The sequence below is a fragment of the Microcoleus sp. Pol8_D6 genome (assembly GCF_036700965.1).
Lineage (GTDB): Bacteria > Cyanobacteriota > Cyanobacteriia > Cyanobacteriales > Microcoleaceae > Microcoleus.
Map to the genome: position 1 here is coordinate 23,413 of NZ_JAUBPW010000020.1, position 20,603 is coordinate 44,015.

At 44.8% G+C, this 20,603-nt stretch carries 12 protein-coding genes and 1 tRNA gene; 11 read left to right on the forward strand and 2 right to left on the reverse strand.

What is annotated here, in order from left to right; translation table 11 throughout:
• Positions 1-371: 371 nt before the first annotated feature.
• Complete coding sequence (locus QUA10_RS10680) at positions 372-3,098, reverse strand: O-linked N-acetylglucosamine transferase family protein (protein ID WP_333080240.1); 2,727 nt, start codon at positions 3,096-3,098, stop codon at positions 372-374.
• Positions 3,099-3,376: 278 nt separating this feature from the next.
• On the opposite strand from QUA10_RS10680, the gene QUA10_RS10685 reads away from it, so the two are divergent.
• From QUA10_RS10685 to QUA10_RS10735, 11 genes are all read left to right on the forward strand, one after another.
• A complete protein-coding gene (locus QUA10_RS10685; RefSeq protein ID WP_333080239.1) occupies positions 3,377-5,866 on the forward strand; it encodes a calcium-binding protein in 2,490 nt (829 codons plus the stop codon).
• 290 nt (positions 5,867-6,156) lie between these two features.
• Positions 6,157-6,228 (forward strand) — tRNA-Gly (locus QUA10_RS10690).
• Between the two features lie 55 nt (positions 6,229-6,283).
• Entirely contained in the window at positions 6,284-7,231 is a 948-nt protein-coding gene (gene trhO / locus QUA10_RS10695) for an oxygen-dependent tRNA uridine(34) hydroxylase TrhO (protein ID WP_333080238.1), read from the forward strand.
• A gap of 226 nt (positions 7,232-7,457) precedes the next feature.
• Positions 7,458-8,114: a glutathione S-transferase gene (locus tag QUA10_RS10700; protein WP_333080236.1), complete on the forward strand. Its 657-nt coding sequence runs from the start codon at positions 7,458-7,460 to the stop codon at positions 8,112-8,114.
• A 195-nt stretch (positions 8,115-8,309) separates the two neighbouring features.
• Complete coding sequence (gene dpdE, locus QUA10_RS10705) at positions 8,310-11,645, forward strand: protein DpdE (protein WP_333080235.1); 3,336 nt, start codon at positions 8,310-8,312, stop codon at positions 11,643-11,645.
• A gap of 269 nt (positions 11,646-11,914) precedes the next feature.
• Positions 11,915-13,819, forward strand: a complete 1,905-nt coding sequence (locus QUA10_RS10710) for a response regulator (protein ID WP_333080233.1) — start codon at positions 11,915-11,917, stop codon at positions 13,817-13,819.
• Positions 13,820-13,893: 74 nt separating this feature from the next.
• The gene (locus tag QUA10_RS10715) at positions 13,894-17,328 is read left to right on the forward strand and encodes a PAS domain S-box protein (RefSeq protein WP_333080232.1); all 3,435 of its coding nucleotides are present in this window, start codon (positions 13,894-13,896) and stop codon (positions 17,326-17,328) included.
• A gap of 57 nt (positions 17,329-17,385) precedes the next feature.
• Positions 17,386-17,766, forward strand: coding sequence for a response regulator (locus tag QUA10_RS10720; protein ID WP_333080230.1), 381 nt, complete (start codon positions 17,386-17,388; stop codon positions 17,764-17,766).
• 116 nt (positions 17,767-17,882) lie between these two features.
• Positions 17,883-18,365 (forward strand): hypothetical protein, encoded by a 483-nt coding sequence (locus QUA10_RS10725; protein WP_333080229.1) that lies wholly within the window; start codon positions 17,883-17,885, stop codon positions 18,363-18,365.
• Positions 18,366-18,440: 75 nt separating this feature from the next.
• Entirely contained in the window at positions 18,441-18,821 is a 381-nt protein-coding gene (locus QUA10_RS10730; protein ID WP_333080515.1) for a response regulator, read from the forward strand.
• A 265-nt stretch (positions 18,822-19,086) separates the two neighbouring features.
• Positions 19,087-19,284 carry a hypothetical protein gene (locus QUA10_RS10735; protein ID WP_333080227.1) on the forward strand — a complete coding sequence of 66 codons (198 nt, stop codon included), beginning with the start codon at positions 19,087-19,089 and terminating at the stop codon, positions 19,282-19,284.
• Between the two features lie 73 nt (positions 19,285-19,357).
• Here the strand turns inward: QUA10_RS10735 and QUA10_RS10740 are convergent, their stop codons facing one another.
• A complete protein-coding gene (locus QUA10_RS10740) occupies positions 19,358-20,590 on the reverse strand; it encodes a pentapeptide repeat-containing protein (RefSeq protein ID WP_333080225.1) in 1,233 nt (410 codons plus the stop codon).
• Between the last annotated feature and the right edge of the window lie 13 nt (positions 20,591-20,603).

Genomic DNA, 20,603 nt, shown 5'->3' on the forward strand with positions numbered 1-20,603 from the left:
ATAAAACGAAGGGTTAGCGATCTACCTACGGATATATTGAAGCGCAGTCGGCGTGTGCGATCGAGCGATTTTCAAATTATTATTATTATTATTATTATTATTATTATTATTATTATTATTATTATTGAGAGCAATCCTGCATCAAGGGGGACAATCGTGAGGGTTTAAATCCCTCATAAATTCTACTAATTGTACTCGTGAAAGTTGATAAGTAGTAAATTTTCCACATTCTGCGTTCGGACTATAAAGTCTGACCCCAAAAAACATCATTTCAATTTCGATCCTATTTTAATAGAATTGCTTTCAAAAGAGCCAGAAGGGTAGGTTATGGAATCGGACTTTATTTGTTTTTATCAAAAAATGGCTGAGTTCTAAAGCCGATTCACTATTAGCATTTTTTCAAATACCGAACCCAAAGCTGCCGAATAAGCGCGACTATCCAGAAATCTTGGTTGCTGCTGCATTTTTTGCTCGATTTCGTCGCGCTTTTGCTTTCGCAATTGGGCATTAGTTCCGAGTGCAACACTCAAGTTAATATAAGACTCTTCGCTGTCAGCAATTAAATCAAACAACTGGATGTCTCGCAGGATTGCTGCCCCTTGTCTGGAACGCAAATTATTCCCGTCTCTCACTACAGTCGGCAATCCAACTTCTAACGGATCAACCGTTGAATTTGCACCCGCGTAGGGATACGAATCTAGATAGACATCAGCCAGTTGTAACACTGCTTTCACATCTTCGCGGTTCGCCAGTGTATTTAATAAAATTAAACGAGTGCGATCGATACCGTATTTATCAAAGATAGCAGACATTTTATTGATAAATGGCTGTTTGACGTAATCACCAGACCAGGTATTGCCAAAGGGATATAAAACCAGGACTGAATTAGGCACGGCTGCGATAATCTTTGCCCAAGTTTCCCTGAGTTCGGGAATAATCTTGAACGTGTTAGCGCCGGAGATAAATACAACTGCTGTCTCGGAAATTCCCAAGCTTTTTCTCTCAAATTTAATACTTGCTTCTGCTTTTTGGATGCTATAATTGAAGCAAAATCCTGTCCCGTCCATCATTACTAACCGTTCGCGATATTGTGCTTGCGCTTCTTGCAAAGGTTCCGTCAAAGTGCCGGAAATGTAGTAATCGATGTTGCGGATGCCTGTAGTGACGGGAGATGCAAAATAGGTGGTCTGTAACCGCGCTAGTCGGTGCAAAGCTAGTAAAATGATGTTTTGAGCGGCATTGGTGACGATCGACCCTACAAACAAAATATCCAGGTCATCGGCGCGAATTGTCTCGACTTGACTGTGCAGTTCCTGCGGTAACTTCACCAGTTTGTCGGCCCGACTTTGACAGTATATATCCAAAGGGCGATCGCTCGCGTTGAGGACATATAAAATAATCTCAAATTTCTCTCTGTCTAAATTCTCAAAAGCCGGGATAGTGGTAAAAGTTTCTGAAATGGGAGCGAAATTTGCTTTGAGAATGCCCAGGCGAATTTTGCCTCTGTTAGCGGGGCGTTTGTCAAAGCTGAAGTCAATCTGATGTCCCCTAGTTTTTAGGATAAATTCTAGAATATCCGAGCGCTTAGTATAGACATCTTTCAAGTTTTTTGTGCTAAAATAGAGGGGGACAAAGTTAACGGTGTCTGCAAAAATTAAAGCAACATTTTGCCAAGTTTCGGAGTCACGATTGCTGAAAACGCGACTGTGAACTAAATCTACTAATTGCTGCATATAGCTACAATAGTTCTCGACTTCTCCCACTTCTTGAAAATAACTGGGGAAGTAAAGCATAAACTCCAGCAAATCGTTAAAAAACCACTGTGGAACAGCAGTTCTGCCATACTGCAACGGCAACTGATCTGCCCGCCGATACAGCATGGCCGCTAGCAAATATTGGATAGCTTCGGGGGCTTCAAATCCTTTGGCAACGTATTGAGATAACTCCTCAGCTTCCCGCTGTTCGGCATCAGTCAGGGGCTCGTCTCTCATACCGCTTGCTAATAGCATTTTCTGCGCTTTTCCCGGACGGCCAGAATAGCTTTTTTGCAGTTTATATGGTGGTGCAGATAGCCAAAATTCGGCTAATTTATGGCGGGCTTGACGCAAATCTGTTAAGGCAGATTCATGGGATGTGCTATGATAGCGATCGATACAACTGGACAGCCAACTGAGAAATTGAGGCGACTCTGGGTTGATCTGAACTTTGATAGTTTCCTGATGCATTCGCAGGGATAAATGCTCTAGAGTGCCGCCATTTCGTGGCAACGATAATCGAGAAAATGGACTCGGCAAGTCTGCTGCTAAATCTAGCTGATTGAGGATTTCAAAACATCCGCCCGATGTCAGATTGAGCACTTGAATTAGGGGATGGTTGAGCGGCAAGCTGCTCAGCAGTTGAGGGTTGTAAACTGACATCAAAATATTTTTGATATCTTGTTCTTGGTTATCGGGAAATTTCAGAGACAGATTCAGCTTGGATTTTAATAATTCTAACACTTTGCCGGGAGATGTTAGCAAGGTATTCAAATTTACGAGTAGGCATTGATTGTCATGGCGTTTATAAAATTCTAAGATGTGGCGATTATAAAATTTCCATATCTTTAAGCAAGATTCTGGGTTTTGTGAGAAAAATGGGATGTTCAACCGCAATATTGAATCGGCTACATCCCAAGGATAGCGGTAGACAAATAGATAGCGAGCATTGGGGATGATTTGATTCCAGAAATCTAACATTAAACTGGTGCGCGGATCTTTCCAACCCCAAAGTTCTGAGTGGTTGGATCGAGATTGGACTAATTGCTTCGCAGGCTCTATATTGGTGTTAAGTTTTTGCAGGTCTAGCTGTTCGCTTTCTGTCCAACCCCAATCGGGAAAACCTGTTTCGTCGCACCCAGAGCAAGTTTGCAGAATTGTTCGCTGAAATTCGACAAAATCTATATCTTCAAAGTATCCTTTGGGATTCCAATAGTTGCCTTTCAGGAGATTGTCTCCCAAGTCAAGGCCGATTTTCTGTAGGAATGCCGCAGTGAGAGAAGTTCCTGAACGGTGCATTCCTGTAATAATTATTACGGGATAATTTTGGCTGGTATTTAACATTTATTACCTCCTTGTTTAGAATAAAAAATTTACGTTGTGGTTAATTCGTTTATTTAATTAATATATACGTAAATGTATTAATTAACAAAAGTATTATGTTTTTCTTTATCCGATGCTATTATAAATAGCATCTTTTGTCGCAAGTGAAACAAATTTTGCATAAAAAAAGTTTTTTGGAAAGTTTGCATAATTTTGGGGAAAAAGCACTGATAGATAATTAGGGCGTAGTAGCTAAGTAAAATTAGCCCTCGCCTGTTTACCGTAAGCAGGAAAAAAACATGGCAATATTTCTGGGTACATCCTTAGATGACACTCTCAAGGGCGGGTTAGGCAACGACAGCATTTTTGGGGCAGACGGCAATGACTCTCTTAGTGGTTCTGGCTCCAATAACACCTTAGATGGCGGTGCTGGCGATGATAGGCTCTTCAGCTTTGGCAGCGGCAGCCTCCTCTTGGGGGGAGATGGCAATGACTTTCTTTATGAGGGTTCTTTTAGCTCCTCAAATACCACATTAGATGGGGGTGCTGGCGACGATACGATCAATGCCCAGTATGCGAATTCCGGCAACGTGCTGCGAGGCGGTGCAGGCAACGATCTCTATTTACCTCCGCAAGGCAGGGCAACCCTGATTCAGGACACCAGCGGTACAGCAGATCGGATGTTCGTTGCGAGCAGCCTCTCGAAGTATGCGAATGTCCCTTCTCTATCGCCTGGAAAGGCGGGATTTGCCCGACAAGGTACTAGCCTGCTGATTGACACCAACAGAGACGGGATAGCCAGGGCTGCCGAAGACGTTGTGATTTTAGACTTTTTTGGTGCATCGGCGACTGTCCCGGGTGCTGGCTTTATCGAAATCATCGATGGTGTCTCCAGTACAGCAATTCTCGCTGGTAATCTTACTGAGGCTACGATAGCAGGCGGACTCAATGTAACCACAGGTACTCCCGGCGATGATAACCTCATAGGCACTGCCGGTGATGAGAACCTTTCAGGCTTAGAAGGCAATGACACCCTAGCTGGCTTAGATGGTGGCGACACTTTGCTTGGCGGTGCAGGAGATAACAACCTCAGTGGTGGTGGGGGGAATGACAGCCTCTTTGGTGGCGACGACAATGACACGCTGGATGGCGGTGCCGACAACGACACCATCAAGGGCAATGCCGGTACTAACAGCCTCAGCGGGGGTGCAGGAAATGACGACATCCGTGGCGGCAGCAACAATAGCACCCTGGATGGAGGTGTGGGCGATGATATCTTGGATGGTGGTGGCCTCTTGTTAGGGGGAGATGGCAATGATATCTTCTATACCGGTGTAGGTAGTTCCAACAGCACTTTAGAAGGCGGTGCAGGTAACGATACGCTGTATTCCTATTTCAGTAGTAATCAAGGGACTGATGTGCTGCGAGGCGGTGGAGGTAACGATTTCTACAATCCATCCACCAGCAAGTCGAGTCAGATTCAGGATACTGACGGTATCGATAATGTGCAAATAGGTTTCGGCACCAGCACAAACCTTTCCTTGTCGCTGGCGGCGGGAACTCTGGGGTTGGGGCGGCAAGGTACCAGTCTGGTAGTTGATATCAACCAAGACGGAATCGCCAACCCTGCTGATGACTTGGTGATTTTAGACTTCTTCGGTGCATCCCCGACTGTCGCGGGTGCTGGCTTAATCGAAACCATCAACAACCTCTCTGGTAGCGACATTCTGGCTGCTAATTTACCAGAGTCACCCACAGCGCCAACACCCACAGCGCCAACACCCACAGCGCCAACACCCACGGCGCCGACACCCACGGCGCCGACACCCACGGCGCCAACACCCACCGCGCCAACACCGGTTGCACTCCCACCGCTGCCACCCACACCGACGCCCACACCGGCTACGACGCCCACACCGGCTACAACACCTACACCCGTTTTCACTCCGGCACCGGCTCAGACGATCGCACTTCCGATCGCACTCACACTCACAAACGCACCCGCACCGACAGGCTCAGCGTCAGGGAATATCGGCAGCAACAGCAATGACGTGATTATTGCGATCGACGCTAACAGTCCCGTCTACGGCAACAAAGGCAACGACACCTTAATCGGCAATAGCGAAAACAACACATTCTTCGGAGGCAAAGGAGACGATGCCTTATTTGGCGACGACGGCAACGATCTCCTATTTGGCAACGACGGCAATGACACCGTGATTGGAGGCGAGGGTAACGATACCCAGTTAGGAGGAAAAGGTGAGGACGTTTTGTCTGGCGGCGACGGTAACGATGCCATCAGCGGCGATCTAGGCAACAATACCTTAGCCGGCGACGCTGGAAACGACAGCCTCTACGGCGGTAAAGATAATGATGCTTTGCTGGGCGGTACTGGCAACGATTTCCTCTATGCCAAAGAAGGCAACGACATTCTCAGTGGCGTTGACGGCACTGCTGCTAATCCAGGGCGCGGCGAAATCGATACCCTGATTGGCGCTGAAGGCAATGATACTTTCTTGCTGGGAGATGCCACCAAGTTCTACTACAACGATGGTGTCGATACCGGCACTGGCGCAGGCGACTACGCTTTGATTGTCGGTTTCAACCCGAGTGAAGATATCCTCCAACTTCCAGGCGCTCCCAGCACTTACCAGTTAGGTGCTTCACCCGAAGGATTGCCTGCTGGAACCGCTATTTTCAAGAAGACTTCGGGCTCGGAGGAATTGATTGCGATCGTCCAATCAGTTTCTTTCCTGGCTATTGACAGCAACTCTTTGCGCTTCGTCTAACGGTAAAGTCTTGAGCTCCCTCGATCGGCGGTTGAAACCGCTTCTTGTCAAACGAAGTCCGCCTTCGCGGACTAAGAGAAGAGATTGACGGGGTATTTAAGCCAGATTAAGTCCTGCCTTTGCTGCAGGACTTTTTTGTCGGGTGGAGGTGCGATCGGCGATCGGCCAAAATTGATTGTCAAAATGGTATACTCAAACTCGGAAAATAGTTGTACAATGTTTTTCTAGTGGTTTTTTAGCGATCAGCCTCCAAAGTGAAAGCAAGTGAAAGCAACTAAAAAACACCAAGCGCGGGCGTAATTCAGTGGTAGAATGTCAGCTTCCCATGCTGAACGTCGTGGGTTCGAGTCCCACCGTCCGCTTTGACTGAATTTTCATAGAAGTATGAAAATTAAATTATTGCTATAAATTCAATCTATGGCTTCTTTCTTAACCGCTGCTTTATATAAGTTCGTTGAACTACCCGATTTTGCTGACCTGAAAGCACCGCTACTCGATTGTTGCAACAACAACAACGTCAAAGGCACTATTTTGCTGGCCGCAGAAGGCATCAATGGCACTATTGCCGGCCCGTCCGAGGGCGTACACGCAGTGCTGGCATTCTTGCGTAGTGACCCACGTTTTGCGGATCTCGTGCACAAGGAATCTTTCTCGGAAAAAGCACCTTTTTACCGCCTGAAAATACGCTTGAAGCGCGAAATCGTCACGATGGGAGTACCGGACATTAATCCCCGCCTCATGGCTGGCAAATATGTTAAGCCGGAGGAGTGGAATAAGCTGCTTGACGATCCCGATGTTGTTGTGGTTGATGTGCGTAACGACTTCGAGGTATCTCTGGGTACTTTTGAAGGTGCTATTAATCCAAAAACAAACAGCTTTTCTGAGTTACCTGAATGGGTGCTGCGGGAAACTGCTTTACGCAATAAACCCAAGGTGGCAATGTTTTGCACGGGTGGTATTCGCTGCGAGAAATCTACTGCTTTTTTGCGTACTCAAGGTTTTGAAGAAGTCTATCATCTCGAAGGTGGAATTTTAAAATATTTGGAAACGGTGCCGGAAGCCGAAAGTCGTTGGGAAGGTGAATGTTTTGTGTTTGATGAACGGGTTTCGGTTGGTCAGGGGTTAAAGCCGGGAAACTATGAACTTTGTCGCGGTTGTCGTCACCCGATTAGTCAGGAAGATAAGGCTTCTGAATTATTTGTACTTGGTGTGAGTTGTCCTCATTGTCATGACTCCAAAACTGAAACCAAAAAACAAGCCTTATCAGAACGTCAACGTCAGATTGAGCTTGCTAAGCGTCGCAACCAAGTACATATAGGCGCGCGCTACGATGCGAAGGAAAAAGTAGATGGTGCGATCGACTAATATTATTATTATTCACTAAGTTTAAAGAAACCCCGTTTCTACGAAAAATCTGGTTTGGCTACGAGAAATATCGAAAGAAACCGGGTTTCTGACCCGAAAAACCCGATCGCGCGATCGACTAATTATATCGTTTCCGATTGCATGGGAATAATAAAATCGAGTCAACAGTCAACCGTCAACAGTCAACCGTCAACAATAATTCCGGTGCAACCGGAATTGATATTATATGTCAGCAACATACCCGATTTTGTATTCCTTCCGTCGCTGTCCCTATGCTATGCGCGCGCGCTTAGCCTTGATGGTTAGCAATCGGGTGTGTGAGTTGCGGGAAGTTGTTTTGCGAGACAAACCACCAGAGATGTTGGAGGTATCTGCCAAAGGTACAGTACCAATATTGATTGATGTTGACGGGCGCGTACTCGATCAAAGTATCGATATCATGTTATGGGCATTGAGGCAAAATGATCCTGAAAAATGGTTGATGCCACAGCAAGGTTCTGTTGCAGAAATGCTGGAACTAATCGCTCTATTTGATGATAGATTTAAATATCATCTTGACCGTTATAAGTACCCCGATCGATATCCCGGTGTTGATGCCCAAGTACATCGTTATGAAGGTTCTTTATTGCTGGAAAAACTCAACTCACAGTTAAACGCCACTAAATATTTATTTGGTAACAATGTAGCATTGGCTGATATGGCGATCGCACCTTTTGTCCGTCAATTTGCTCATACCGACCCAGCTTGGTTTAACGAACAGCCTTGGCCACAGCTACAAGCTTGGTTAACAGGGTTTACAGACTCAGAAATTTACGCTAGTGTTATGCAGAAATACGCGAAATGGGAATCGGGGAATGCAGGCGTTGTTTTTGGGCGATCGTAATTGTCCGCAATCAAGAGACAAGATTGCTTTCATTCGCTCTCAGTTCTTAAAATTATCTGCGTTTATCTGTGTTAATCTGCCTGACATCTGCGGTTGACGTATCAATCAAAGATTTATGTAAGAAGTCTAAGATGCAATGTTATTCTAGTCGCTCAGGCGTTACTGTAATCTAGTAAGTATTGTCAGGCTGAAATTATGATTGATGTTGGTTCGTTAGTTCGATCGCCCCGAAACGATTTGGGAGTCGGAAAAGTTGTCGAGGTATCGCGTACCGAGGCGGTAGTTGAATATTTTTGTTCAGTTAAAAACCGCATCCGCAAAACTGTACCCTTGGGCTTGCTGCAAGAAGCTAGACTTCAGCGCCAAACCCGCTGCTATCTCTGGAGTACAAGTCAGGAAAGATGGATAATTGGGCGAGTTTATGACTGGGATGAAGATAAATTAGAGTACGAAATTGACCTCCCCGACAGCCAAAGTTTGCAAGCTGTTGAAAGCGAACTTTACGTTCGCTGCAATATCCCAATCGCCGATCCGATCGACATTTTAGCAGTCAAAGGCCAAGAAACGCCGTATTTTCACGATCGCCGATTGGCATTCGTTCAATCTGCGATCGAACAGCGGGCCGTCAGCCGCGGCATGACCGGTTTAATTTCTGCTAACATAGACCTCTATCCGCACCAAGTTGAAGTCGTCCGGCGCGTCCTAGAAGACCCAATCGTGCGCTATTTATTAGCCGACGAACCAGGACTAGGGAAAACAGTAGAAGCCGGGACAATTCTCCGCCAATTTCTGCTAGATGAACCCAACGGACGCGCTGTGGTACTGGTTCCGAAATACCTGCTAGAACAGTGGCGGCAGGAGTTGGAAAATAAATTCTATTTGTCTCATTTTGCTGACAGAGTGCAGCTTGCTGCTGTTAGCGACATCAATCAAATTAGCCGCAACGCTAACCTAGATTTTCTGATTGTTGATGAAGCCCATGATGTGGCGGCAATGGCACATTCGAGCGATCGCGCTCAGCAGCAGTCGTTTGAACTCTGTCAGAAACTAGCTCAAAAAAGCAAAAATGTATTGTTATTATCTGCAACGCCAGTTCTCGGCCACGAGCAAGATTTTCTAACGATGCTGCACTTGCTAGACCCGACAACTTACCGTCTTGATGACCTGGAAAATTTCAAAGAACAGGTGCAAAACCGTCAAGAAATCGGTCGCGCTTTGCTAGATTTTCGAGAAAATGCCAAGCCTGCTGTTTTGCAAACAAAACTCGCTCAATTCCGTACTATTTTTGCCAAAGATGATTATTTAATCGGATTAGCAACAGAGTTAGAAAAATGTTTGAAAACTAAAAAAACAGCAGAACAGGCTGGGCTTGTCCGAACTATTCGCACTCATGTTAGAGATACCTACCGCCTGCATCGTCGCATCCTTCGCAACCGCCGGGATGCGGTGGAAGATGTGATTTTCGACCGAGATGCTGTCCCCAAAACTGAGTATGATCTGAATGATGAACAGTGGTCGGAAATTCAAACCGTACTTGATAAATGGCGCACAGTTGCTCCTAAGTCGAGCGAATATCAGAGAATTTTTCTGCTGTTTTTCCGCGCTTCCGGTACTTGGCTGAATGTTTTAGAACGAGTTGTCAAAGCTCGCTTGCAGAAAAAATCGACTCCAGAACTCGATCGCGAATTTGGACAAAATGACACAGCAATTTTGACCAAAACGGAGCTGTTTCCCGAAGAAAGGGAAATGCTAGAAACCTTGCTCAACACCCTGGAAAAGCCCCAGGAAGGACTCGATCGACTGAGTTTGTTACGAATCGCGATTCTCCGATTTTTGGCAGTTGCTTTGAAGGTTCCGCGCGAGTATCACAGCAAACCTCGCGATTTGCTGTCGAGAATTCAACAGCAAATTAAACGGCCGATTCCAGGCGAGCGTTTTCCGAAAATTGTGATTTTTACCAGTTTTACTGCAACTTGTAAAGAGATTGCGGAAAATTTAGCTAAAATTTTTGGTAAAAATGCAATCGCCAGCCATGACACGACAAAATCGGCTGATGATGTTGAGGCTAGTCTCAAGCGGTTTAAGACTGAACCGCATTGTTTTATCTTAGTGTGCGATCGATCGGCCGAAGCAGGGGTAAATCTGCAATTGACAGATTGGTTAGTTCACTTCGATTTGCCGTGGTTTCCTCATCAGTTAGAACAAAGACTCGGCAGAGTCGATCGCATTGGTAGCAAAATGGGAGTGCAATTTTGTTTGTTTGCAGGCCCGGATATGCCGGAGAGTCCCCACGAAGCTTGGTTTCAAGTTTTAAAAGATGGGTTTGATATCTTCAACAAATCTATTGCCAGCCTTCAGTTTTATGCTGAGGAAAAACTTCTCAAACTTGAAGAAAAGTTGTTTGCTGAGGGAGGCCAGGGCTTATCCAGCGAAATTGAAGCGATTAAAACTGAAATCGAACAAGAGAAAATCAAAATTGATGAACAGTACGTTCTGGATGAAATTGATACTCTTGATGACAGCGCATCTCAGTATTTTGAAGCTCTCGACAACTGCGATGCTAAGCATAAAGAAATGCAGCGGGCTACTGAAGGTTGGATTTGTCAAGCTCTTCACTTCAAACAAATAGAACATCCGAGTGTATCGGGGTTGATGCGTTATAAACCTACTCAAAAAACGTTAATTCCCTCGAACGATTTGATGACCAGATTGGTTCCTTATTGCCAGCAATATGGTAGTTACAATCGCCGGATTGCTTATCAGAATGCGGATGTCGCTCTTTACCGAATTGGTGAGGGATTGATCGATGCACTTGGCTCTTATATTCGCTGGGACGATCGCGGTCAAGCTTTTGCCATGTGGCGGCATGATGAAAGTTGGGATGCGGAGCCCGGGAAGGAGTGGTTTGGCTTTCAGTTTAATTATTCCATCCAGACTGATGTGCAACCGGCAGAGCAAGTTTTGCAAGCACAAAATATCGAAAATTACAACTTGAAAGCTTTGCAGCGCCGCGCTGATGCTCTGTTTCTGCCCATTTTTGAAACTGTGTTTGTAGATGCTCGCAGCGAAGAAATGTCACTGGTGGAAGATGCGGAAATTCTAGCGATTTTGCAGCGGGCTTATAAGGGGAAAGGCGGGCCGAATCGGGATTACAATTTGTCGAAAAATCGCACATCGCTGATTGACAGTTTTGTCGATCCGCTAGAATGGGATGATTTTTGTCAAAAGGGACGGGTGGTATCGGAGGAATTGCTGCGCGGGCGATCGGCTTTTGTGGAAATGTGCGATCGATCTGCTGTCACTGCTGCTATCCAACTCGAAAACCGGGTGAATCAATTGCAGTTGCGCTTGCATCGACTTTCTAAATCCGAACAACTTTTAGAATCGGTTTTGGCTGATGAAATCAATACCGAAAGTTTGTTGAGTGAAGCGGTTTTAGCTGGTATTCGCCGCCCGCATATAACTCTTGAGTCTGTTGGGTTTATTGTGATTTCTGGGCGTGCTCCTGTAAAGTCGGAGGATGAAGCATAATTTGTTTGGGAGGGCGATCGCTCTTTTTGGAGGCGATCGCTCTTTTTGAACCGCAGATGCAGGCGGATAAACGGGGATGGACGCAGATGGATGGATGGGGGATCAGTCTTATCTAAACTGCGGAAGTGACAGCTATTTTTAGATTATGGGACTGCAAAAATGGTAAGATAAAACCAGGAGTAATGAGTAGCGGTGATTTAGTTAAAAGCCACGGTTCGGCCTGACATCAAAGTGCGTCGATCGCATGGAAATTGAACCGCACAGCTAAAATGAAGAAGTCTCCGATAAAAATTCTGCTCGTAGAGGACGATGGAGGGCTGAGTGCAACACTGGCTAAGGTGTTGGAAGCAAATCATTACGGGTTCGATCGGGCAAATGATGGACAAGCTGGCCTAGACTTGGCAGCAGCAATTGAGTATGACCTGATTTTGTTAGACGTGCAGGTTGCCAAACTAGATGGAATTAGTCTATGTCGGCAACTGCGATCGCAAGGCTACTGCAAACCGATCCTGTTAATGACGGCAAAGGATTCAGATGCGGAGGTTGTGGCTCTTTTCGATGCGGGAGCCGATGATTACATCAGCAAGCCTTTTGCTACGGAAGTATTACTGGCAAGAATCCGAACTTTATTGCGACGCAGTAAAGCACTTTCCCCAGGAGGTTCTACTCAGAATTCACCGGCTAATACTTTGACTTGGGGAGCTCTTTGTTTAGATTTGGATGCTGGTAGAGTGACATTTGCCGAACAAATAATTTCACTGACAGCGACAGAATATAATCTGCTGGAATTATTGCTGCGAAATCCCGATCGCATCTTTAGCCGCAGTGCTATTTTGGATCGTCTGTGGGGATTTGACGACGCACCAACCGATCGCGCTATTATCACTCATATTAAGGATGTCAGAAAGAAACTGAAGGCCGGTGGCTTAAGTGAAGAAATTATCGAAACAGTTTATGGCATGGGCTATCGACTGAAACCGTACCCCCAATCTGCCTCGTCTAGTTCAAATAATCCTGGGATTGAGCGCACCCAAAAACCTCAATCTCGCCGGATAGATAAGTCTGAGAGCGACAAAGTGTTAGAGCGGTTTCGGGGAGTATTCAACCAACAAATTGCTGTATTGGAACAGGCAAAAACTGATCTATTAGCAGGAAATTTAGCACCAGAATTACAGCAAGCGGCCAAAAATGAAGCTCATAAATTGGCAGGCTCTCTGGGATCTTTTGGTTATCCCGAAGGCTCGAAATTGGCACGCTCAGCAGAGCATTTACTAATAAACGATCGCTCTTTGACTGCTGAGGAAATTACCCGCTTTTCGGAATTGGTGACAGGATTACATCAGGAGTTAGACAAAACACCGATTACATCAACGGCTGCACCAGTTTCTACTATTTCAAATTTTAACTATCGGGTTTTGGTCGTTGATGATGATGCTGCATTAACGGAGCGATTGAAAGTAGAATCGGAAGCTTGGGGATTGCGGATGAAAATTGCGCCGAATATTACTGCTGCCCGATCGCGTCTTGCTTTGTCAATGCCCGATGTGATGTTACTAGATTTAAGCTTTGCAGAGACAGAGGAAGATGGATTGACGCTACTGCGAGAACTGACCGAGCGATCGCCTACTCTTCCTATAATCGTTTTTACCGGACGAGATAGTCTTGCCGATCGCTTGGCTGTATCGCGCTTAGGTGCTAAGCAATTTCTCCACAAACCTGCAACCACCGAGCAAATTTTTCGAGCCATCGCCCGTGTTTTACCCAGTCCCAAAACTTCAGAAGCCAAAGTCTTAATCGTAGATGATGACCCTGTGATGCTGATTAAATTATCAGGGTTGCTGACTCCTTGGGGACTTGAGGTGACAACTCTCAAAGAACCACAGAAATTTTGGGAGGTGTTAATTAGCACTGAGCCCCATTTAGTAGTGCTGGATCTAGAAATGCCGATCGTCAACGGCTTAGAATTGTGTCAGGTTGTCCGACAGGATATCCAATGTGAAAATTTACCGATTTTGGTGGTGACAGCCCATACCGATCCAGAATCTCTCCAACAAGCCTTTGCAGCGGGAGCCGATGATTTTATTACCAAGCCGGTACTAGGGCCTGAATTAGTCACGCGGGTACTCAGCCGAATCAAGCGCTCTCGTCCTTTACTTAAGCCTGGGAATAGTTAAATAGAACTTACGCACGAAGGCTAAAAACCCGCTTTCTGCCTCAATCTAAAAAATGTAATTAAGTAAGTAGATTAATGATAGAACATACTGATGAAAATTATGGGAAATGGCAACAACAGCCACAGCAAGTCCTGGCTAAAACAGCACTTTCTCTCTCCGCATCCCTCAAACTAGAAGATATTCTCAACACTACGGTCACGGATATCAGAAACATTCTGCAATGCGATCGCGTAATTATCTTGCAATTTGCTCCAGACTGGAGCGGAAATGTGGTGGTAGAGTCAGTTGGTTCAGAATGGACAGCAATCTTATCCACTCAGATCCACGATCCTTGCTTGGGTGAAAGCTATATCAAACCCTTCAAACAAGGCTTATTCACCTCTAAATCAGATATTTATACTGCCGGGATTGATACTTGTCACCGGGAATTCCTGGCATATTTTCAAGTTAGAGCTAACCTGGTTATTCCTATCCTTAAGGGAGAAGAACTTTGGGGATTATTGATTGCCCATCACTGTGCAGCACCTCGCGAATGGCAAGCTTCAGAAATTGAACTCATGGGACAGCTAGCAACTCAAGTTGGAATTGCCATTCAGCAAGCTGATTTATTTCCTCAAGTACAAACGGAACTGAGGGAGCGCCAACAAGCAGGAATTTCCCTACAACAACTCCATACTGAACTCGAACAACAAGTCATAGAAGGGACAGCAGAACTCAGTGCAGTCAACCATAGCTTGCAACCCTATATCAATCAAGTTGAAGACCTCTATAATAATGCTCCCTGTGGCTATCATTCCCTAGATGCAGCAGGAACAATAATTATGATTAATGATACGGAACTGAAGTGGTTAGGCTATACCCGCGATGAAATCGTGCATAAAAAGAAATATGTTGATTTAATGACACTTGAAAGTCAAAATATTTTTTATCAAAATTTTCCCCTATTTAAAAAACAAGGCTGGATTAACAATTTAGAACTTCAGATTTTGAATAAAAACGGAAAAATCATTTGGATAAACTTAAATGCTACAGCAATTTATGATGAAGCAGGTAATTTCATAATGAGTCGTTCTAGCGTATTTGATATCACCGATCGCAAATGTACTGAAGCAGCATTCCGCCAATATGAACGCATCGTATTCAATACAAGAGATGGGATTGCGCTGATGAATATTAACTATATTTATCAAATAGCCAATCAAGGTTATTTGACTTGGTGCAACAAAACTGAAAGCGAAGTTATCGGAAATTCTGTTAGGAATATCCTGGGTGCAGAGTTGTTTGATAACTTCATCAAGCCTCGCTTAGATAGATGTTTGGCGGGAGAAACAATTCAGTATGAAAAGTGGTTTGACTCTCCCAATTTAGTACCGCAATTTTTGAGCGTTACCTATACGCCTTTCCGTGATGCAGGTGAAAATATTTCCGGCGTCCTCGTCAGTCTACGGGATCTGACTCAACTCAAACAAAAAGAACAAATGCTGGATCTTCAGGCTGTCATTACCCGCAACATGGCGGAAGGCATTTGTTTAGTAAGAGCAGATAATGGAGTTATTGTCTATGCCAATCCTAAATTTGAGCAGATGTTTGGCTATGACTTTGGCGAACTCAACGGTCAGCACGTTTCGATTCTCAACTATGCCACCGCATCGGTCAGTCCTGAAGATGTAAATCAAGCCATTCGGTCTGCCGTTTTACAAAACAGTGAATTCAGCTATGAAGTTCAGAATGTCAAGAAAGATGGGACTCCATTTTGGTGTAGTGCTACTTGCTCTGTATTCAAGCATTCCGAGTATGGCGATGTTCTGGTGGCAGTTCAGCAAGATATCACAGTAGCGAAGCACCTCGAAGATGTTCGACAAAAGGCGGAAGCAGCCTTACTACAGAAATCCCGAAAGGAAAATTTGCTCTGGAGGATTACTCAAGGGATTCGCCAATCTTTGGATCTGAATGCTGTTCTAAATACTGCTGTTACTGAAATTAGTGAGACATTACAAACCGATCGCACTGCCATTTACCGCTTTAATCCTGATTGGAGTGGTGATTTTGTTGTGGAGTCAGTTGGTGAGGGTTGGAGAAAACTGGTAGGAAGCGATCTTCAACAAAATTGTGTAGATACCTATTTGCAAGAAACTCACGGCGGTCGATTCCGAAACAATGAAACTTTTGTGGTTAATAATATTTACTATGCTGAACTTCAACCCTGTCATATCAAGCTATTAGAACAATTTCAAGCAAAAAGTTATGCAATTTTCCCGATATTTTTGAGAGAAAATCTCTGGGGTTTGTTAGCTATCTACCAAAATACTGCACCTCGTCAATGGCAATCCTGGGAAATAGAATTACTTGAACAGATTGCCAGCCAATTGTCGATCGCCATTCAGCAATCCCAACTCTACCGACAACTTCAGGTCGAACTGCAAGAACGTCAGCAAGCCGAAGCCACCATCCGAGAAGCCGAACGACGCTGGCGATCGCTCTTGGATAACGTGCAGTTGATTGTTGTCGGACTTGATCTCGATGCAAATGTTAATTATGTTAATCCTTTCTTCTTAAGAATTACAGGATATAGTCACCCAGAAGTTATGGGAAAAAATTGGTTTGAAAACTTCTTACCCCCTTCTAATCAACAATCGGTTCAAATGGTTTTTTCTGAAGTGTTAGCCCATAACTATCATCCCTATTATCAAAATTTTATCTTAACCAAATCGGGTGAGGAACGATTTATTGCCTGGAACAATACCATGCTGCAAGATGCAGAGGGAAACATCATTGGAACTATCAGCATTGGGGAAGATGTTACCGACCGACACAAGCTAGAACACATTAAAAATGAGTTCATTGGCATTGTTAGCCATGAACTTCGCACTCCTTTGGCAGGAATTCAAATGTCATTGGGACTAATAAAAAGTGGGGTTTATGATAAAAAACCCGAAAAATCTAGACGCATGATTGAAATTGCCCTCCTAGATACCAATCGATTAGTGCACCTGGTTAATGATATTTTAGATTTGGAGCGCCTCGACTCCGGGCGGACAATTGTCGAGAAAACCGTTTGCAAAGCTGTCGATTTGATGCAGCAAGCAGTAGATAGCATTCAGGCGATCGCAACTCAACAGCAGATCTCATTAATCGTTAATCCCACCGATTCAGAAGTCTGGGCAACAAGAGATGCGATCGTCCAAACCTTAACAAATTTGCTCAGTAATGCGATTAAATTCTCACCTGCCGATTCCACAATCCATCTGAGTGCCGAAAACCAGACAGACTTTGTGCTCTTCCAAGTTAGCGATGGCGGGCGAGGCATTCCAGCAGATAAACTAGAACTCATTTTTGGGCGATTTCAGCAAGTTGATGCCTCCGACTCCCGCGAAAAAGGAGGCACCGGTCTAGGTTTAGCAATTTGTCGTAGTATTGTTGAGCAGCATGGCGGCAAAATCTGGGCGGAAAGTATCTTAGGTGAAGGCAGCACATTTTGTTTCACCCTACCCTTACCCACCATTGAATAACGCTTAGATTAATCTGTAGCATCAATCCCAAATCCACAATCTCCAATCCAAAATCCCATGACTGACAGACAAATTCTAGTTGTTGACGATGAAGAACACCTTCGGGAACTTGTGCAGGCTTGCTTAGAAGATTTAGGCGGATGGGAAACAGTGGGGGCAGGATCGGGAGAGGAATGTTTACAAATACTGCAAATAGAACAACCCAACGCTATTTTGCTGGATGTATCTATGCCGGGAATGGATGGGTTTGCCGTGTACGAGATCCTGCAGTCAGATCCGATTACTCGATCGATTCCAGTGATTCTGCTGACAGCGAAAGTTTTGCCCAGCGATCGGGCTAAATTTGCCCAGATGGCGGTAGCTGGGGTAATTGCCAAACCGATCGAACCCATCACCCTGACGGAAGAAGTAGCAGAGATTTTGGGATGGGTTGATTGACTTTCACCAGTTTTGTGAAGTTTTGTAACAATAACGGAATCTTTACCAATTCCTTACCGTTGTTATTTAGTCTTCTGTTATGCAGTTAAAAGTTCTTTGCATTAGGAGGAGAGTCAATGAATGCTTTTCAGGCTTGGAATGATATAAATCAGGATCTCGCAGGTTCCTTTTTCGGTTTGCCCACTGATTGTCAGCAATCCACACTTTGGATTGCTCATACAGAGGAAAAACCGATCGCAGGTATTAAAATTCAAGAAAAGGATGTGACACTGATACTTAAAGTTCACATTTATGACATTCATCTTATCAAATTGAATCTCCACATCACTCCAGAAACTGTTTTAATCCAAGGCAAACCTACCAAAGCAGCAGGAGTAGAAGGGTATTTCCTTCATAGTGGCTTTCAAAGTCTCATCCCGTTGCCCCACCGCGTACATCCTGAAACCTATGGAACTGAAATACACCAGGATAGTTTAACAATTCAGCTTGCTAAAGAATTGAGAGGTCAGCCATTGCAAGTTCGGATTCAACTGTCAACTGCAAATTTGAGCGATTGCTCAAATTTGCAGTTAAGACGCAATTGGCGACCGAAAAATTAATTTATAATCAACCCAAAAAAAATGAACGCTTTGCCAGTAGCTAATGATGATGACAGTCTCCTTCCCGAAAACAAGATGACAGGGAAACAAATTCTCATCGTTGATGACCAAGAACACCTCCGCGAACTGGTACAGTTGTGCCTGGAAGACCTGGCGGGATGGGACACCCTGGTGGCAGAATCAGGACAAGAATGTTTACAAATCCTACAAACAGAACGACCTAACGCTATTTTGCTGGATATATCAATGCCGGGAATGGATGGGTTTGCTGTGTACGATAGTCTCCAATCCAATCCCATAACTCGATCTATTCCAGTGATTCTGCTGACAGCAAGAGTTTTGTCAACCGATATGGCTAAATTTTCCGAAATGGGTATTGCTGGGGTAATTGGCAAACCATTTGAAGCAACCACCCTGCCGGGAAAAGTGGCAGAGATGTTGGGATGGAATGATTGACACTCCCCGGTATGGCAGACGCAGGATTCTTAAGAGTTGACAATCTTAATATCCTCTCTGGGAACTTGGGGATTGTGGGATACAATTTCTCTCAGTTATTGCTACTTTTACGAAATATTTCGATTTGCATCACTTCCTTAACAACCTTATATTCTTTACCAAATCTTTACTTGTTACCTCTACATTCAGAGAGTTGCTGCTTCCACCCAGCTTACAGCGCTTGGCAACAAGAGACAAATACACTTTCGGTAAAAAAGAGGTTTTTATGACAAGCTGTCCTTGCTGCACCAATCAACTGCTGCGTCACATTCGCCAAGCTCAAGTATACTGGTTTTGCCGTCAGTGTTGGCAAGAAATGCCTGTTTACCCTCTTAACAGCTACGGTTCCTCACTCTCTATAAATTTAGTTACAGAGTTAAGCATTAAGAAGCAACTTTCTTCAGAGGCGCTAGTTTTAAGGTGAAATTCCATCGCACAGGCGTGACACCCGTGCCACAATGGAGGCGGCTCAATAAAAGGGATCTCGCACTTACGGGCTAAACCTCCTCAAAAATTGCGCCTCGCTGCTGTAGATTCACCTGCATCTCCTCATCCATTCCTGAATTGTTCCCAAACCTCGCTGACTCGACATTCGCACCACTGAAATTAGTATTTGTTAAGTTCACTTCCAGTAGATTGGCGCCGCTCAAATTGGCACCGCTGAGGTTAGCTAAAGCTAGACTTGCTTTGTGCAAATCTGTACCGCTTAAATCAGCATTTCCTAAGAAAGCCCCACTCAAATCTGCACCGCCGAATTTGGCATTTTGCAGGTTGGCGTCGCTGAAATCGGCATCGTTTAAGGTTGCACCCCGGAAATTTACCCGATCGAGATTTGCGCTGCTAAAATCCACTGCACTTAAAGTCGTTCCGCGCAAGCTACCACCCGCGAAATCTAGTGCGGGATTGAGATTGGCGATTTTTGCCAACTCCACAAAGTTGTCGGTTTCAGCGGAAATAATGCGATCGACCATTTCCTGCAATTCCGATTCAGCTTCCGGGACAATTTCCTCTTCAGGCTGTTCAATCGGAGGCAAATTGTAGGATAATAGCGCCCAACTGAGAGCAGGTTTGAGTTTATGTTCTTGCAGGTATATCGTCAGGATTCTTTCTAAAACCGAATGTTGATTTGGCGTGATTTCGTGCGGCCACAAACCCTCAGCATCTGTGAGATAAATATCTTCTTTAGTCACCTCAAAAGCCGCTGCAATCCGAAATTCTTTGGCAGAAATTTCTCCCAGCTTAGCACTTTTTAGCAAACCTTTTAATACTGATTTGCCCTGTTCTACTGCAAAAATCCAAGCTGGCGTTCTATCATCACTGATTGTGGAAACGTGACAAAATATGCTCTCTGTCTCCTTAGTTTTTTCCGCCTTTTCCTCGCCCTGAACTCCCTGCTGACTTTCGGTTACTAAAATTTCTGCACTGCTTTGAATAGCCAGGGTTTCTCCTATTGGCAAAAGCTTGAAAGAACCGACTAACTGACGTGATGCTACGGGTATTTCGCAGTTTTCTAGATGGAGTTTGAGCGTTCCGCCTTGCAGACCAAATTTGACGCGACCACCTAGCAGGGGTTCCCAATGCTCGTTAAAATTCAGGCTCAAGTGAATGTCGAGCTGCTGGGTTTGGGGTGCAACCGATGGAACTGGAATTGCTTCAAATTGCATCCACAAGCAATCTGGGTATTTGTTGTGAGACTCTAGCGATCGCATATCGGGTAGAATTGCTGGCACTACCAGCCTGTAA

What these genes read in the sequence shown, in the direction of transcription:
- QUA10_RS10680 (WP_333080240.1), bottom strand. Translation starts at nt 3,098, where the DNA reads ATGTTAAATACCAGCCAAAATTATCCCGTAATAATTATTACAGGAATG.
- QUA10_RS10685 (WP_333080239.1), top strand. Translation starts at nt 3,377, where the DNA reads ATGGCAATATTTCTGGGTACATCCTTAGATGACACTCTCAAGGGCGGG.
- trhO (WP_333080238.1), top strand. Translation starts at nt 6,284, where the DNA reads ATGGCTTCTTTCTTAACCGCTGCTTTATATAAGTTCGTTGAACTACCC.
- QUA10_RS10700 (WP_333080236.1), top strand. Translation starts at nt 7,458, where the DNA reads ATGTCAGCAACATACCCGATTTTGTATTCCTTCCGTCGCTGTCCCTAT.
- dpdE (WP_333080235.1), top strand. Translation starts at nt 8,310, where the DNA reads ATGATTGATGTTGGTTCGTTAGTTCGATCGCCCCGAAACGATTTGGGA.
- QUA10_RS10710 (WP_333080233.1), top strand. Translation starts at nt 11,915, where the DNA reads ATGAAGAAGTCTCCGATAAAAATTCTGCTCGTAGAGGACGATGGAGGG.
- QUA10_RS10715 (WP_333080232.1), top strand. Translation starts at nt 13,894, where the DNA reads ATGATAGAACATACTGATGAAAATTATGGGAAATGGCAACAACAGCCA.
- QUA10_RS10720 (WP_333080230.1), top strand. Translation starts at nt 17,386, where the DNA reads ATGACTGACAGACAAATTCTAGTTGTTGACGATGAAGAACACCTTCGG.
- QUA10_RS10725 (WP_333080229.1), top strand. Translation starts at nt 17,883, where the DNA reads ATGAATGCTTTTCAGGCTTGGAATGATATAAATCAGGATCTCGCAGGT.
- QUA10_RS10730 (WP_333080515.1), top strand. Translation starts at nt 18,441, where the DNA reads ATGACAGGGAAACAAATTCTCATCGTTGATGACCAAGAACACCTCCGC.
- QUA10_RS10735 (WP_333080227.1), top strand. Translation starts at nt 19,087, where the DNA reads ATGACAAGCTGTCCTTGCTGCACCAATCAACTGCTGCGTCACATTCGC.